Below are 15,374 nucleotides of genomic sequence, written 5' to 3'. Positions count from 1 at the left end.
TTAAGGGGAGATATAAAAAATGACAAATTATACACCCAAGAAAAAATATTATATTCCAACCAATATCGAGGACAAACTTTCAAAGGATTTCCTTCAGGGGATAACACGTAATTTTGAAATGTTAGATGAAATAGAAGGTGGAACGGCTAAGACTATAAAGGCAGACACAACTGGGCGGACTAAAATACAGGATTTAATACAGTTAGCTCTTAATCATGCAAATGATGGTGATACCCTGATTTTACCTCCAGGAAATTATTGGCTAGAGAAGAATACAAAGCTAAATGATTTTCCAAACAATGATCAGCCTTGTCTGCTGCTGAGAGGTAAGAAGCGAATTCACTTAATAGGTTATGGTGCTGTTTTATTCACAAGAACTCATGCACAGGGAATATTAGAGCTTCAGCTATGTGAGGATTGTATTATTGAAGGTATCAAGTTTGAGGGATATGGTGAGTTCCCTGAAATAGATCCTGTAACTGGTTATGGGGAAAAAGGTACTTCTGCTGGGGGCTATCCAACATCTGGATTTTGGAATTATAGAAAAAATAATAGCTTCGATACGAGTGCACGTGCTAGAAATGATGGTCAACCATTCGGATTATTTGGCGGAGGATTTATAGGGAATGTAGGAAGTGGAGTTTTAGTACATCGTGGTTGTAATAATATTATCTTCAGAGCTTGTGAAAGTAGTGGATTTAATTACTCAGGATTTTCGGTAGGACATTTAGGGGACTATCTACCAACCGATTTAGAATACGGAGATAATGCAAACATAACTTTTATAGAATGTAATGCTCATGATAATTATTCTAGCAATTATGTATTCTCGGCAGTAGAAAGACCGCGGGTAATTAATAGTATAAGCGATAGGGCAGGGCATCCACATGCCTCCAAACATCATACTTATGTAGATCCTGGCTATGGGATCAATTCACTGGGTACGTTGTTTTCTAAAGCCAACGATCTTTTAATAAGTGGGTGTACGCTTAGGGGAAATAAACGTAAAGCTATAGATGGCCATGCTGGCGGTGGTTTAATAGCAACAGATAATCTTATATCTGATTCCATGGTTGGAGGGGTCTATTATAAGTGGACTAATGTAGAGCAATATGCAAAGGACTGTATTATAGCTAACAATAAAATCGAAAATTGTGGTTATGCTAAAAATCCATTAGGAGCTATCTATATTGGAGGAGTACAAAGGCAAACGAAAGTCAATCAAGAGACGAATGCAATAGTGACCAATAATCATGTTGAAAATTGCTTTGGTACAGACGGAGTTATTTTTGTAGGTTCTTTTGATCGATTGATTGTTGATGGGAATATCATTCACGGAGTTCCAGATGAGCTGGATATTGCAAATACCATTTTTGAGCCATATGTGATTTATGCTGGATATTCCATTCCTACTCAACCAAACTTTGGTGGAAATGTGACCAATAATATAGTAGATGTAGATCATCCAAGAATAGCAGGAGGAATATTAGTCCGAAATTTACAGGATGGATCGGTCCAAGGCAACACGATTAAAACACCTAATCCTTTAACTCAATACGGGTTAAGAATATGGAATTGTAAGGATGTAGGGGTAGTTGGAAATACGATTAAGATGGGGGATGAAGGAGTACCACTCACTGCAGAAACAACTGGGTCAGTTGGACATAATACACTAGTAGGCGGTAATGCAGTATTCCAGCCTCTTCAGAGTCAGCCAATTGTATTTAGCCTGGCAGCAAATAATGGAAATGGGAGCATTCAATTTAAGAGCGGGCAACCTTATGTTTCTTTAGTTGAGAGCAATCCTAAGGGGTTAGTGGTCAAGCTTCAACATGTCTCTCCCGGCATTGTACCATTGGTAAAATTCTCTCAAACAGGAGAGAATGGACTAACATCAGATAGTCATTCAATAGATTATATTTACAGTCATCATGTTTCGAATTCAACTGTTACGATAGGTATAAAACAAACAAAAGAATCAGATCATGTTCCTTTTGAGAATATGACTCACGGTGGTTTGGAAATAGAAATTATCATATAAAGAATGTAAAATTTTGGGATGAAGTAGCTACTGTAATTCTATTAAAGTTGAAATAGGTTATCCAAGTGAACAATAATAGTTTGTTATTTGACGAACAGTTGTTTTAATCAAAGAGGAAGAGCACCTAACGTATAGTTAAGTGCTCTTTATTTTATATAATTCCTTTTAATCACCTTGTGGAGGTCATTGCTGATAGTAAAGACCCGTAATTGAGTGAGAATGCAACTACATCACCTGATTTTAAAAAAGTTATAGCTTCCATTCATCCTTTAGCTTAGGTTTTCAAATATCTTGGCTTTCTACTTTATAGCGAGTAGCATAGTCCATCTTTATCTTCTAGAAGGTATTCTGAAAGTGGATTAACAATATTTAGGCCAGTCTTGCATTGAAAAAAGTAGGACCTTCTAAACGGTCCTACTTCTCCTCTAATGTCAATATATTGGCACAGCCATTGTTTATATATGCTTAACCAATATTTTAATAAATTGTTCCAAGCCTTCTGCATCCTGCTCGGTGAATCGATCTTTAATAGGACTATCGATATCTAGGACCCCTACCAGTTCACCATTTTTAACTATAGGAACTACAATTTCAGATTGTGATGCTGCATCACATGCAATATGGCCTGGATAAGCGTGTACATCTGGGACAATAACTGTTTCTTGTTTGGAAGCTGCTGCTCCACAAACACCTCTACTAAGTGGAATTCTAACACATGCAGGTAACCCTTGGAATGGTCCCAGTACAAGTTCTCCATCTTCCATTAAATAAAACCCAACCCAATTAATCTGATCAAAAAATTGATTTAATAGTGCAGAAGCATTGCTTAAATTTGCAATTGCATTTGTTTCTCCAGTTAAAAGAGCATCTAATTGTTTGGAAAGCATAGTGTAATTAGCTGTTAAATCTTCAGAGTAGATTGATTTTGTGAACATATTTACATTCTCCATTCTATAGTAAGTTACTTATTTCATTATAAAACTGATGTAAATCTTTTGCTTGGTGTGCATCAGATCCATATACAAGAGGAATCTCGAGTTCCTTCGCTAGTTTTATATAAGGCAGAGGTGGATATATCTCTAAACAATGGGGCTTAGCTAAACCAGCAGTATTTACATCAAGTTCTAGTCGCTGTTGTTTGATTTCATTCAAAATAGCTACTATATTTTCATGGTCCTGCACTCTTTCGGTAAGGGTATGTTGGAATTTGTGGACTAACGTGATATGTCCTATCCTCTTCGGTTTAAAATGACCTAGATTACTCGTTATTGAATCCATTAGTGTTTTATAATACAATTTATACACAGACATTGGGGTACCAAGTCGGTCAACGAATTTTAAAAATGTAGATTTAGAGAAATCAATGCAAGTATAGTCACCTTCATATTTTAGGAAATGAACTGATAAAATAGAGTCATCTAAGTATTTCCCATATGTATTTAAGAAAGATGTAGTATTTTGCTCAAATCCAGCTATAAAATCGATTTCTAAACCTGTAGAAATAACAATATCCTGGTTATATTCTTTTTTCAACTTTTGTAACTCGGAAATATAAAATTCCAATTGGTTCAAGCTCATCCCGCTGTCCTTATTAGGTGTTGGGTCTATAAAACCTAAAGGTAAGGGAGCATGTTCAGTAAAGGTAATTGCCTCAAAGCCACTTTGAATTGCTTGTTCAATATACAAATGAAAGGAATCTTCTGTCCCATGTGGACAATAAGGTGTGTGGATATGTCCATTCCTTTTCAACAGAAATCAGCCTCCAAATTATAGAAATATAAGTTTTTTTAAGAATTAATTGCTTTTCTCTTCTTTTATGAAACAATAACATAAAAAGCATGGTAAGATATAGAGTAACATTGGAAATAGAACTTTTTGAATTTGGAACAGGGGGCTTACGATGAAGTATATCATCCCAGCAGTCATTATACTTTTAGTAATTGCAATTTTTGCATTTATCATAAGACGAAAACATAACGCAGAAATAGAGAGATTAGAACATGAGAAACATCAAATTCAAAACAAACCGATTTTAGAAGAAATGACAAAAGTAAAACAACTGAATATGAATGGTCAAACAGAGGAAATGTTTGAAAGGTGGAGAAATGCATGGACAGAGGTAATGGATGTGCATATGCCCAAAATCGATGTTCTATTATTTGACGCTGAAGAAAGTATAGATAGGTTTATATTCCCAAAGGCGACTAAAATTGAAAAAGAAATTCAAACGTTAATATCTCTTTGTGATAAAAAAATGTCTGAAATTTTAACCGAACTCGAGGAACTAATCGGTAGTGAAGAAAAAAACCGTATCGAGATGGAACAATTGAAGGAACAGCATCGTGCAGCTAGAAAAACACTTCTTGCACATCAGTATTCCTTTGGAGAAGCAGTGAAGGCTTTGGAACAAAAGTTAGAATCCTTCATTCCGCAGTTTGAGGAATTTGATAGACTAACGGATACAGGAAATTATTTGAGTGCACGAGAACTTGTTATAACTGTTCAAGATGATGGCCAAAAGTTCTTCCCAAAATTACATGATATTCCTACAGTTCTATCCGAAATTCAACATAAAATTCCAGCCATTATTCATGAATTACGTAATGGGCAAAAAGAAATGGAAGAAGGTTCTTATTACTTACAGCATCTTGAAATGAATAAAAAATTGGATTCTATAGAAGCAGAACTTGTAGAGTTAAAACAAGCAATCATTGAACTGAACGTCGGTAAAACAATAAGTAGAGTAGAAGAGTTAAAAGACGAATTAGACACTTTCTATGATTTATTGGAAAAAGAAGTACTTGCGAAAAAATATGTTGATCAATATAAAGAACAAACTGGCACACGTTTACGTGAAGTTACATCTGTTACTCGTGTTGTTAGTGAAGAGGCTGCATATGTACAACAGAGCTATCGTCTACCAGAAAAAGAAGCGGAAATTCCACAAAGCTGTTTAAAAGAGCTGGAGGAATTAGAGAAGAAGTATGAATTGCTTTCTAGCCGGGTAGAAGAAGAACAATCTGCATACTCAAGCCTACAAGAAGAGCTAAATGAAATTGCTGAAGAAATTGATCGGCTATATGAAGAACAGGACCGATTTGCAAATCGCTTGAAAAACCTTCGCATCGATGAAAATAGTGCGCGTGAAAAACTAGATGAACTTAAAGATATGTTACATGATACCGACCGCATGTTACAAAAAGCCAATATTCCTGGAATTCCAGAGGATATGGACGTTCGTTTAGAAGAAGCGGAAGAGCATATTTATGTAGCAATGCAAAGTCTCCAGGAAGTGCCTCTAAATATGTCTTTAGTGGATAATTATTTAGAAAAAGCAGAGGCATGTATGGAGGAAGTACATAACAGAGCGAAAGAAATGTTAGAAAATGTGTTACTGACAGAGAAAATTATTCAATACGGTAACCGCTATCGTGCAAGTCATCCGGAAATTCATGCGCGACTACTAGAAGCAGAGGAAGCGTTTAGACAATTACGTTATTCTAAGGCTTTAGAAGATGCAGCAACAGCAGTCGAAGAGGTAGAACCGGGAGCTTTAAAGAAAATTGATGCATTAGTGAAAGAAGACGCTTGGCGTACATAATCATACGATTTAAAAACAGTATGAACTTGTAGATGTTTGAAAATCACATTTTGTATACAAACGTGAACCACCTCACTATGTGACGGTGGTTTTTTTCCGAAAAGGAGAGATATTGAAAATGATTTATTTTGATAATAGTGCAACGACTAAAGTACATCCAGAGGTATTAAATACATTCGTGACTGTCAACGAAAAATTTTGGGCAAATCCAGCATCCATTCATACGTTTGGACATCAGACAAATGAATTGTTACAATCTGCTAGAGAACAAATTGCAGCGATACTAAAAACCTCGAGTGAAAAAGTGTATTTTACATCTGGTGGTACAGAGTCTAATAACCTTGCGATATTTGGTTTAGCTCAAAAATATAAGCAACGAGGTAAGCATGTACTAATTTCTGAAATTGAGCATCCTTCTATTATAGAAGCAGCTAAAAAATTGAATGAACTAGGATTTGAAGTTGAGTGGATTCCCGTAGACTCGGAAGGAATCATTTTGTTGGAGTCAGTTAAAAAAAGTATACGACATGACACCGTATTGGTGAGTGTTATGCATGTGAATAATGAAACAGGGGCAATACAACCAATAGAAGAACTTTCTAATATTGTAAGGAAAAAAAGCAGAGCCCTTATTCACATGGATGCAGTTCAAAGTTTCGGGAAAATTCCAGTTAATTTTATCGATCTAGATGTAGATTCTATAACCATCTCTTCTCATAAAATACACGGATTAAAAGGCTCGGGATTACTTGCATTAAAAAAATTCATTGAAATAGAACCGATATTGTACGGTGGTGGACAGGAATCAGGTATTCGCAGTGGTACAACTTCTGTACCTTTGGCGGTCTCTACAGCAAAAGCAATGAGGCTTGCTATGGAGAATCTGGGGAGTAAAGCAGTGAAATTACAATCCCTGTCGGATGATTTAATAGAATTTTTACAGTCTTTTTCTTTTATAAAAGTAATATCTCCAACTAAGAAAGCCCCTCATATCATTTCATTTTCGGTGAAAAAAATGAAGGGAGAAGTACTAATTAATGCGTTACAGCAACAAGATGTTATTGTTTCCACTAGTAGTGCATGCTCATCTAGACAAACGAAAACAAGTCATGTATTAAAAGCTATGCACATTTCAGACGATTATATTAAAGGTGTATTAAGAATAAGTCTTAGCACCATTAGTACCCAGCAAGAAGTAGACCAATTTAAAAATGTATTCAAGCATGTAATGAATGTAATTAAAGGAGATTAAAAAGCATGAAGTGGGAAAAAATATTAGTACGATATGGTGAATTATCTACCAAAGGTAAAAATAGGAAGCAATTTATATCACATTTACGCAATAATATAAGGTTTTCATTTGTAGATTTGCCTAATATTAAGATTCAAGCTGAAAGAGATCGCATGTTTTTAACATCATCAGATGATTCCGAAATTCATGCCTTAATCGAACGTTTGCCTAAAATATTTGGAATTCAATCATTTAGTCCAGTAGCTTCTTGTTCAAAAGACTTAGATGATATTCAAGCAACTGCACTCAAAATAATGGATAGCTTAGAAAGCCAAGATAAAACGTTTCGGGTTACTGTAAAACGCACTGATAAGTTTTTTCCATTAGACACTTATGAGCTGCAAAGCGTGGTAGCGAGTAATGTATTAAGACAAAACCCTACTTTAAAAGTTCAAATGAAAAAGCCAGAAATAGATTTACGAATTGAAGTGTTAAATGATGCTGTCTATATGATGGCACAGGTAATTCCTGGTGCGGGTGGAATGCCTCTAGGTTCGAACGGTCGTTCCTTATTAATGTTATCAGGTGGAATAGACAGCCCCGTTGCTGGATATATGCTTTTAAAACGTGGGGTTCGTCTCGATGCAATACATTTTCATAGTCCACCATTCACAAGTGAACGGTCGAAAGAGAAAGTAATGGACTTGGCCAATCAGTTAAGTCACTTTGGGGCAACTGTGAGACTTCATGTCATACCTTTTACAGATATCCAACAAAGTATACAAGCTCAAATCCCTGAAAATGTATCAATGACTACAACTAGACGTCTGATGATGAAAATTGCCGATCTAGTCCGTGCAGAAATAGGAGCATTAGGAATTGTTACTGGCGAGAGCTTAGGCCAGGTTGCAAGCCAGACATTAGAAAGCTTAACTGCCATTAATGCTGTAACATCTACACCAATTTTCAGACCACTTATTTCTATGGATAAGCTAGATATTATTGATATTGCCCGGGAAATAGGGACGTATGAAACTTCCATCTTGCCTTATGAAGACTGTTGTACTATTTTTACACCATCCTGTCCCAAAACAAAGCCAAAGCTTGAGAAGGTTGAGTATTACGAAAGCTTTAAGGATTTTGACGAATTAATAACAGAAGCAGTGCAAAATAGAGAAGTTCTTTCATTCCCAATGAGAAAGTCGAATGAATTTTCAAGTCTTCTTTAACAATTAGTAAAAAATACCTTTTCCTCCCTGTGTATGAATTAGACGAAAATGAACAATCTAATTTCACAAGGAGGTGAGGAACATGCCAAACAATAATAACTCAAATCAACTTCTAGTACCTGGTGTACAACAAGCATTAGATCAAATGAAATATGAGATCGCTCAAGAGTTTGGAGTACAACTTGGTGGTGAAGCATCATCGCGTGCCAACGGATCCGTAGGCGGAGAAATTACGAAGCGATTGGTTGCCCAAGCCCAACAACAAATGAATGGATTTCAAAAATAATTAAACAAAAAACCGGTAGCTTCTGCTACCGGTTTTTCATTTAGATTGTACTCAGATTGGAAAGCTATTTAGTGTAAACAGTAAATTTGCTAAACAGTCTTTAAGGTTGTGAAAATCCGCATTTGCACATTTAAGTTACATTCTAAAAAGTGAATGTCTAATTTAGATTTGCACAAAATATCTGAAAATTTTATCTTTTGTTTACCAAAAGTGCTGATCTTCCTCTATAATTAACTAGTAAAAGGAGGAGATTTAATGAACAAACAAGATTTAATTGCCCCTACACATTATAACCTCGTGACAGAATTTGAAAAGTACGCAGTAGATGAAGAAAAGTTAGCGTTAATATGGGAATCTGAAGATGGACAGCAGAAAAAAAGTACATACAAAAATTTAATAAAGAAAGCCAATAAAATTGCCAATTTGTTCACCCATAAAGGTCTTCAAAAAGGGGACGTGGTATTAATAATGGTACCACGTTTAATCGAAGCATATGAAATATATATAGCTGCATTGAAAGCTGGTCTTGTTGTTATCCCAAGTTCTGAAATGCTTCGTGCAAAGGATATTGAATACCGTTTGACACATAGTGAAGCAAAGGCAATTATTGCCTATGAGCCATTCCTTGATCAATTTAAGGAAGTTCGTAATTTAGATAAGCGACTATTATTTGCAATCGGTAATAAGAAAGACAAGTGGATTTCGTTGACGGAAGATATACAATCTGAATCAGATGAATTTCAAACTATTGATACGTTAAAGGATGACATGGCATTCCTTTCTTATACAAGTGGTACGACTGGAAATCCAAAAGGTGTTGTGCATACACATGGATGGGCTTTTGCGCATTTACGTACTTCAGGACCAAACTGGTTAGCGATTCAAGAAGGTGATGTGGTATGGGCAACAGCAAGCCCAGGTTGGCAAAAGTGGATTTGGAGTCCCTTCTTAGCGACACTAGGTAGTGGTGCAGTCGGCTATGTATATAACGGCAAGTTTGAACCCAATACCTACTTGAGGATTATTGAAAAGAAGGAAGTGAATGTTCTTTGTTGTACACCTACTGAGTACCGAATCATGGCGAAAGTTGATACATTAAACAATTATAATCTGTCTTCTCTCCATAGTGCTGTTTCTGCTGGGGAACCATTAAATAGAGAGGTAATAGAAACTTTCGAAAAAGTATTTGGTTTAGAAGTGCGAGATGGCTATGGGCAAACTGAAAATACGTTACTTGTTGGAACGATGAAAGGCATGGAGGCAAGACCTGGATCAATGGGTAAACCAACACCAGGAAATACAGTTGAAATTATCGATGACCTAGGTCAAATTTGTCCGCCTGGAGAAGTTGGAGATATAGCTGTTCATCTAGAAACACCAGCATTATTTAAGGAATACCTAAAAGATCCTGAAAGAACCTCTATGCAGTTCAGAGGGGACTACTATATTACAGGCGATCGGGCGAAAAAAGATAAGGAAGGTTTCTTCTGGTTTGAAGGTCGTGGAGACGATATTATTATTAGCTCAGGCTACACGATTGGTCCATTTGAAGTAGAAGATGCATTGACGAAACATCCAGCAGTACAAGAGTGCGCTGTAGTCGGTAAACCACATCCTGAAAGAGGAAGCATTGTTAAAGCGTTTGTTGTATTACGTGATACATCTAAAGTGGGTTCTGAAGATTTAATACAAGAACTACAAAATCATGTGAAACAAATAACTGCTCCATATAAATATCCAAGGGAAATTGAGTTTATCGAAGAATTACCGAAAACAACTTCTGGGAAAATTAGGAGATTGGAATTACGACAGAAAGAACAGAGTAAACAGTAAGTAATATGAAAACACGGAGAGAAATTATCTCTCCGTGTTTTCTTATTTACTTTAGTAATTTAAAGCAATATAATGGTTTAATATTTCGAGTTACAAAGTAAAGAGGTGTCATAAATGGGTACAGAAGAAAAACAAGGAATTGTATTTGTAGTATTGGCATATGTTTTATGGGGGTTCATGCCAATCTACTGGAAGCTATTAGAGCATGTTTCAAGTGATGAAATACTTTCAGGTAGGGTGATTTGGTCATTTATATTTACACTAATGTTAGTAATGGTAGGTAGAAATTTTAAACAGTTGAAAATAGATCTAAAAGACTTATGGGCAAACCAAAAATCTTTCTGGGGGCTATTTGTAGCTTCCTATCTAGTAACAGGAAATTGGTTTACATACATATATGCAGTGAATGCTGGTTTTATCGTTCAGACAAGTTTAGGATATTATATAAATCCACTACTTTCCATTTTACTGGGGATAATATTTTTAAAAGAGAGATTATCAAGAGCTCAACAGTTTTCCGTACTGCTTGCTGCTATTGGTGTAATTATTTTAACTGTTTCTTATGGCGAAGTTCCATGGATAGCATTTACGCTTGCCATAACATTTGCCTTATACGGTCTGATAAAGAAAAGTATTAAAATTGATCCACTACGAGGATTAACGATTGAAACTTTTTTTGTTTTACCTGTTGCGTTAATCTATTTTGTCTATCTTGTGATTTCAGATAAAGCAGTATTTTTTACATCAAATGCAAGTACTGTCATTCTACTCATATTCACTGGTGTTGCAACTGCTGTGCCATTAATATTATTTGCTAAGGGAACGAAAACAATGCCACTATATATGTCAGGATTTTTTCAATACATAGCACCGACAATAATGTTGCTAGTTGGGATATTATTATACGATGAAGCATTTAGCAAAATAGAATTTTTATCATTTTCTTGTATTTGGCTTGCACTAATATTGTTTACAATATCTAAGATAATGCAAGTAAGAAAAACAGATAGTTCCGTTGTATAACGGAACTATCTGTTTTTACACATCGGATTCAAATTATAGAAACGATCTTTTCACTTTTTCCCAATAACTATTATTCTTCAGTCTAACAGTTTTGATAACTTTATCACTCAAACAAATTGTGACACTTTCTACATGCTGAATACTAAGTGCCTCGTTGTCAGTGCTCATCGAAGGGTAATCATTCCAGTCCTTATGCAAGCGAAGCTCTAGTGTTCTTTCCCCACTTAATATAAAGGATGAGCCTAGAGTTCTATATTCGTTACTATTAACAGAAGCAATTTCTGCAACTTGAATACATGGAAGAAGCGGGTCAACTACAGCACCATTCAATGATTTATTATAACCTGAGCTACCTGTTGGAGTAGATATTACTATGCCATCGCCTCTAAAGGATTCAAAATGCTTCTGGTCAATAATTAAATCTAATACAAATGCTTTAATAATGTTTGAGCGAATCGTAAATTCATTTAGACATAAAAATTTCGGGTGATTATTTACCGAAACTTCTAGCAATGGATATTTCCGAACTTGAATATTCTTAGTAAGAACTGCTTCAGCCATAGCATCTATATCATCTGCTAAAAAATCACAGTACATACTGAGTGTATCCGTTGTGGAAATACCAGCATACAAACAATCCTGTCTAAATCCAGTTTTACGAACTGCTTGTAGAAAGGAGCCATCCGTACCAATGCTGACGATTATAGAAGCAAGCCCGGAGTCTTCAACAACCTTAAAACCATGACTATGTATTGCTTCGGCGATTCTGTCTTTTCTTTGTAAAGATTTTGTGTCATTCTTAGTATATAAATATATTGCGTTTTTGGAGGCCATAAACATTCTCCTTTACTATTGTATATATTTATTTTACCATTTCGTGAAACATTTAGATATTCTTTACGTATGTAAAGAGAAGTATTAAAGGAGGAATTGTACATATGAATATGAAACGCTGGTTTGCTATTTTGGGAGCATCATTATTATTACTTATTTCGATATTCGTCAATACCGTTTCAACAGCATTTTCAACAGATTGGACATCGTATTTAGATGAATTTGCATCTGCTTCTAGCTCAGAATTCTTTGAAACCGTTGTAGAAGAAGGTAGTATGAACGAACGAATTGCATTACTAACAGTAGATGGGACAATACAAGATACAGGGAGTGCAAGTTCACTTTTTGCAGCAGAAGGGTATAATCATCAATTTTTCTTACAACAGTTAGAGCAAGCAAAAGTTGATGAAACGGTAAAAGCAATTGTATTACAAGTAAATTCACCTGGTGGTGGAGTTGTCGAATCGGCACAAATTTATAAAGAAATTATTGAAATTCAAGAAGAAACTGAAAAACCAATATATGTTTCAATGGGTAGTATGGCTGCCTCGGGAGGTTATTACATTTCGGCTCCTGCAGATAAAATATTTGTAAATAAAGAAACGATGACAGGGTCAATTGGTGTAATCATGCAAAGTGTTAACTATGGTAAGTTAGCAGAAAAATATGGTGTGGAATTTGTAACTATTAAATCAGGACCATACAAAGATATTATGAGTCCTACTAGAGAAATGACAGAAGAAGAAAGAACGATGTTACAAGAAATGTTAAACGACTCGTATGAGGACTTCGTTGATATTATCGAAAAAGGTAGAAACATGACGGAAGCGGATGTTAAGAAAGTTGCTGACGGAAGAATTTTAAATGGCCGTCAAGCAATCGAATCTGGATTAGCTGATGATTATGGTTTTTTAGAGGACGTTGTTCAAGCTATAAAAACGGACCATAACTTAGAGAAAGCAGAAGTATTTGAATATGGATACTCACAAAATTTCGCTTCGTTGTTTGCAGTGAAAGCACAATCTTTCTTAGGTTTAGACATGGAATCTAAGCTCATTGCACAGTTAATCACAGAAAATAGCTCCCCAAAAATGATGTATTTATACGGGAATGAATAAGGAGGGTTTTAGATGAGTGAATTTGTACAAACAGAAGAGCAGCATGTGCAAGCGAACACCTCTGCAACCCAGCAAGTAATTGTACATCGAACTGCACAATATGAACAGAAGGCTGCTGGCTTTTGGATTCGTTTTTGGGCATATACTGTAGATATTCTCGTTTTAGCTTCAATAGGAATGTTATTGATCAAACCTATTTTTCGTTTGTTCTCATTAGAGTTAAATAATTCTGAGTGGTATGCACCCTTTACGGTCATCACAGCAGTTATCTTCTACGCGTATTTTGTGTTGATGACGAAGCTCTGTAGTCAGACTGTTGGAAAAATGGTATTTGGCATTCGTGTTATATCTAAAGATGGTGGAAAACTAAAATGGGGTACTGTATTATTTAGGGAGTGGGTTGGTCGTTTAATTTCTATAATCCCGTTGAATATCCCTTATTTAGTTGTAGCTTTCACACCTAAAAAACAAGGTGTACATGATTTTATCGCGGATACATTAGTTGTACATGAATCTGTATATGATTTAAAAGAGAAAGTAACATATGAAAATGCTGTTGCAAAAGAGTTGCATGAGCCGAATGTATTCTAGTAAGATGAAGGTATGAAAAAGGAGGCTACATATTATGGCAGAAGTAACATTCAAAAATAATCCTGTAACATTAGTTGGTAAAGAAGTGGTAGTTGGAGAAAAGGCACCTAACTTTTCAGTGCTAGCAAATGATTTATCACCCGTGACTTTACAAGATTCAACTGGTAAAATTCGTTTAATCAGTGTAGTACCTTCCCTTGATACTGGAGTTTGTTCTACACAAACTAACAAATTTAACTCAGAGGCTGCTAGTTTAGGTGACGATGTTGTAATTTTAACTGTTTCAATGGACTTACCTTTCGCTCAAAAACGTTGGTGTGGTACTAATGCTGCTGAAGCAATCCAAACTTTATCTGACCACCGTGATGCATCATTTGGAGAAGCATACGGAGTACTAATGCAAGAATTACGCTTATTAGCACGTTCTGTGTTTGTAGTAGATAAAAACGATGTAGTAACTTATGCTGAATATGTTGGAGAAGGAACAGATCATCCAAACTATGAAAAAGCATTAGAAGCAGTAAAAGCCTTAACGAATTAATTAACTAAAATAATGCAAGCCCACTCTGAAGTAAGGAGTGGGTTTTACTATGAGGGATAATACTATGCACACACATGTTGAACAAATTTTTACTTATATTGATCAAGAGAGTAGTTACATCGAGAACGAAGCTTCTGCAACGTATTTAGAAGGTGTCGTATATGCACTCGAACTTTGGTTATCTGATAAAAAAAGGCCATCTATAATAGACGCAGGCAAAGAAGAAATTCGAAAAGCTATACAATTAGCTATATTAAAAGGCATGAAGAAGTCTGCTCAGGTTAATCATCAGATGACACCGGATGCAATTGGATTATTAGTAAGTTATTTTGTAAAAGAGATGACGAAAGATAGAAAGGAATTGTCAATTCTAGACCCTGCATTAGGAACTGGCAATTTGCTTTATACTATTATGAATGCATTGCCGACAGAAAACCATGCATTTGGTGTAGAAATTGATGAATTATTAATTCAATTAGCAGCGCAGACAGGTGAACTCCTTACGCATGACATACGATTATTTAGGCAAGATGCTTTAAAGCCTCTTTTAATTGACCCTGTGGATATTGTCGTAAGCGATCTACCTGTTGGATATTATCCAGATACAGAAACTTCACAGGACTACTTCCTCCACAGTACAGAAGAAATGTCGTATGCTCATCATTTATTTATGGAGCAGTCGATGAAGCATGTAAAACCGGGTGGCTATCTATTCTTTTTAGTGCCAGATACTATATTTGAATCTAAACAAGCACCGAAACTTCATGAATTCATCAAGGAAAATGGTTGGATTCAAGCTGTTATTCAATTCCCAAATTCCATTTTCAAAACAAAGGGACAAGAGAAAAGTCTTTTGATAATACAAAAGAAGAGCAATGATTTGAAAGCTCCGAGAGAGGTACTATTAGCGAAGGTTCCGAATATGATGAACAAAGAAGCTATGGAATTATTTTTGAAAAAGATCGAAATTTGGCAAGAACAGAATACCAAGTGAGTTGCTAGCTCCTTCTTTGAACGGTACAATTAAAGTACTAGTTCAACGAAGG

At 35.7% G+C, this 15,374-nt stretch carries 14 protein-coding genes; 11 read left to right on the top strand and 3 right to left on the bottom strand.

Translation table 11 applies throughout. The features are described from left to right. The first annotated feature begins 19 nt into the window (after positions 1 to 19). Positions 20 to 2,041: a right-handed parallel beta-helix repeat-containing protein gene (locus MKY29_RS14175; RefSeq protein ID WP_093496085.1), complete on the top strand. Its 2,022-nt coding sequence runs from the start codon at positions 20 to 22 to the stop codon at positions 2,039 to 2,041. 455 nt (positions 2,042 to 2,496) lie between these two features. Here MKY29_RS14175 and MKY29_RS14170 read toward each other — a convergent pair whose 3' ends face one another. Then, positions 2,497 to 2,976, bottom strand: a complete 480-nt coding sequence (locus tag MKY29_RS14170) for a GAF domain-containing protein (protein ID WP_093496084.1) — start codon at positions 2,974 to 2,976, stop codon at positions 2,497 to 2,499. A 16-nt stretch (positions 2,977 to 2,992) separates the two neighbouring features. Continuing rightward, entirely contained in the window at positions 2,993 to 3,790 is a 798-nt protein-coding gene (hisJ, locus tag MKY29_RS14165; RefSeq protein ID WP_093496083.1) for a histidinol-phosphatase HisJ, read from the bottom strand. Between the two features lie 151 nt (positions 3,791 to 3,941). Between hisJ and ezrA the strand changes: the two genes are divergently transcribed. The 6 genes from ezrA to rarD all read left to right on the top strand — a co-directional run bounded on the left by ezrA (position 3,942) and on the right by rarD (position 11,244). Further along, a complete protein-coding gene (gene ezrA, locus MKY29_RS14160) occupies positions 3,942 to 5,642 on the top strand; it encodes a septation ring formation regulator EzrA (RefSeq protein ID WP_340880112.1) in 1,701 nt (566 codons plus the stop codon). A 118-nt stretch (positions 5,643 to 5,760) separates the two neighbouring features. Continuing rightward, positions 5,761 to 6,894, top strand: a complete 1,134-nt coding sequence (locus tag MKY29_RS14155) for a cysteine desulfurase family protein (protein WP_093496081.1) — start codon at positions 5,761 to 5,763, stop codon at positions 6,892 to 6,894. A gap of 5 nt (positions 6,895 to 6,899) precedes the next feature. Further along, on the top strand, positions 6,900 to 8,102 hold the full coding sequence (thiI, locus tag MKY29_RS14150; protein WP_090564285.1) for a tRNA uracil 4-sulfurtransferase ThiI: 1,203 nt from the start codon (positions 6,900 to 6,902) through the stop codon (positions 8,100 to 8,102). 82 nt (positions 8,103 to 8,184) lie between these two features. Beyond that, a complete protein-coding gene (locus MKY29_RS14145; RefSeq protein ID WP_090564282.1) occupies positions 8,185 to 8,388 on the top strand; it encodes an alpha/beta-type small acid-soluble spore protein in 204 nt (67 codons plus the stop codon). Between the two features lie 255 nt (positions 8,389 to 8,643). Further along, on the top strand, positions 8,644 to 10,221 hold the full coding sequence (gene mbcS / locus MKY29_RS14140) for an acyl-CoA synthetase MbcS (protein ID WP_241596916.1): 1,578 nt from the start codon (positions 8,644 to 8,646) through the stop codon (positions 10,219 to 10,221). A gap of 114 nt (positions 10,222 to 10,335) precedes the next feature. Beyond that, positions 10,336 to 11,244 carry an EamA family transporter RarD gene (rarD, locus tag MKY29_RS14135; protein WP_093496079.1) on the top strand — a complete coding sequence of 303 codons (909 nt, stop codon included), beginning with the start codon at positions 10,336 to 10,338 and terminating at the stop codon, positions 11,242 to 11,244. A gap of 33 nt (positions 11,245 to 11,277) precedes the next feature. Here the strand turns inward: rarD and MKY29_RS14130 are convergent, their stop codons facing one another. Further along, positions 11,278 to 12,078: an NAD kinase gene (locus MKY29_RS14130; protein WP_093496078.1), complete on the bottom strand. Its 801-nt coding sequence runs from the start codon at positions 12,076 to 12,078 to the stop codon at positions 11,278 to 11,280. A 104-nt stretch (positions 12,079 to 12,182) separates the two neighbouring features. Here MKY29_RS14130 and sppA point away from each other — a divergent pair, with 104 nt between their 5' ends. From sppA to MKY29_RS14110, 4 genes are read left to right on the top strand one after another with little or no spacing between them, the layout of a single operon-like run. After that, on the top strand, positions 12,183 to 13,196 hold the full coding sequence (sppA, locus tag MKY29_RS14125; RefSeq protein ID WP_090564274.1) for a signal peptide peptidase SppA: 1,014 nt from the start codon (positions 12,183 to 12,185) through the stop codon (positions 13,194 to 13,196). Between the two features lie 12 nt (positions 13,197 to 13,208). Then, positions 13,209 to 13,787, top strand: coding sequence for an RDD family protein (locus MKY29_RS14120; protein ID WP_093496077.1), 579 nt, complete (start codon positions 13,209 to 13,211; stop codon positions 13,785 to 13,787). Between the two features lie 34 nt (positions 13,788 to 13,821). After that, positions 13,822 to 14,328 carry a thiol peroxidase gene (tpx, locus tag MKY29_RS14115; RefSeq protein WP_340880111.1) on the top strand — a complete coding sequence of 169 codons (507 nt, stop codon included), beginning with the start codon at positions 13,822 to 13,824 and terminating at the stop codon, positions 14,326 to 14,328. Between the two features lie 49 nt (positions 14,329 to 14,377). After that, on the top strand, positions 14,378 to 15,322 hold the full coding sequence (locus MKY29_RS14110; RefSeq protein WP_340880110.1) for a class I SAM-dependent methyltransferase: 945 nt from the start codon (positions 14,378 to 14,380) through the stop codon (positions 15,320 to 15,322). Positions 15,323 to 15,374: the final 52 nt, after the last annotated feature.

The sequence above is a fragment of the Psychrobacillus sp. FSL K6-2365 genome, from assembly GCF_038003165.1.
Classification (GTDB): Bacteria; Bacillota; Bacilli; order Bacillales_A; family Planococcaceae; genus Psychrobacillus; species Psychrobacillus psychrodurans.
Note: the sequence above shows the minus strand (reverse complement) of the source record. Positions and strands in the feature narration are given on the sequence as shown.

What these genes read in the sequence shown, in the direction of transcription:
- MKY29_RS14175 (WP_093496085.1), top strand. Translation starts at nt 20, where the DNA reads ATGACAAATTATACACCCAAGAAAAAATATTATATTCCAACCAATATC.
- MKY29_RS14170 (WP_093496084.1), bottom strand. Translation starts at nt 2,976, where the DNA reads ATGTTCACAAAATCAATCTACTCTGAAGATTTAACAGCTAATTACACT.
- ezrA (WP_340880112.1), top strand. Translation starts at nt 3,942, where the DNA reads ATGAAGTATATCATCCCAGCAGTCATTATACTTTTAGTAATTGCAATT.
- MKY29_RS14155 (WP_093496081.1), top strand. Translation starts at nt 5,761, where the DNA reads ATGATTTATTTTGATAATAGTGCAACGACTAAAGTACATCCAGAGGTA.
- thiI (WP_090564285.1), top strand. Translation starts at nt 6,900, where the DNA reads ATGAAGTGGGAAAAAATATTAGTACGATATGGTGAATTATCTACCAAA.
- MKY29_RS14145 (WP_090564282.1), top strand. Translation starts at nt 8,185, where the DNA reads ATGCCAAACAATAATAACTCAAATCAACTTCTAGTACCTGGTGTACAA.
- mbcS (WP_241596916.1), top strand. Translation starts at nt 8,644, where the DNA reads ATGAACAAACAAGATTTAATTGCCCCTACACATTATAACCTCGTGACA.
- rarD (WP_093496079.1), top strand. Translation starts at nt 10,336, where the DNA reads ATGGGTACAGAAGAAAAACAAGGAATTGTATTTGTAGTATTGGCATAT.
- MKY29_RS14130 (WP_093496078.1), bottom strand. Translation starts at nt 12,078, where the DNA reads ATGGCCTCCAAAAACGCAATATATTTATATACTAAGAATGACACAAAA.
- sppA (WP_090564274.1), top strand. Translation starts at nt 12,183, where the DNA reads ATGAATATGAAACGCTGGTTTGCTATTTTGGGAGCATCATTATTATTA.
- MKY29_RS14120 (WP_093496077.1), top strand. Translation starts at nt 13,209, where the DNA reads ATGAGTGAATTTGTACAAACAGAAGAGCAGCATGTGCAAGCGAACACC.
- tpx (WP_340880111.1), top strand. Translation starts at nt 13,822, where the DNA reads ATGGCAGAAGTAACATTCAAAAATAATCCTGTAACATTAGTTGGTAAA.
- MKY29_RS14110 (WP_340880110.1), top strand. Translation starts at nt 14,378, where the DNA reads ATGAGGGATAATACTATGCACACACATGTTGAACAAATTTTTACTTAT.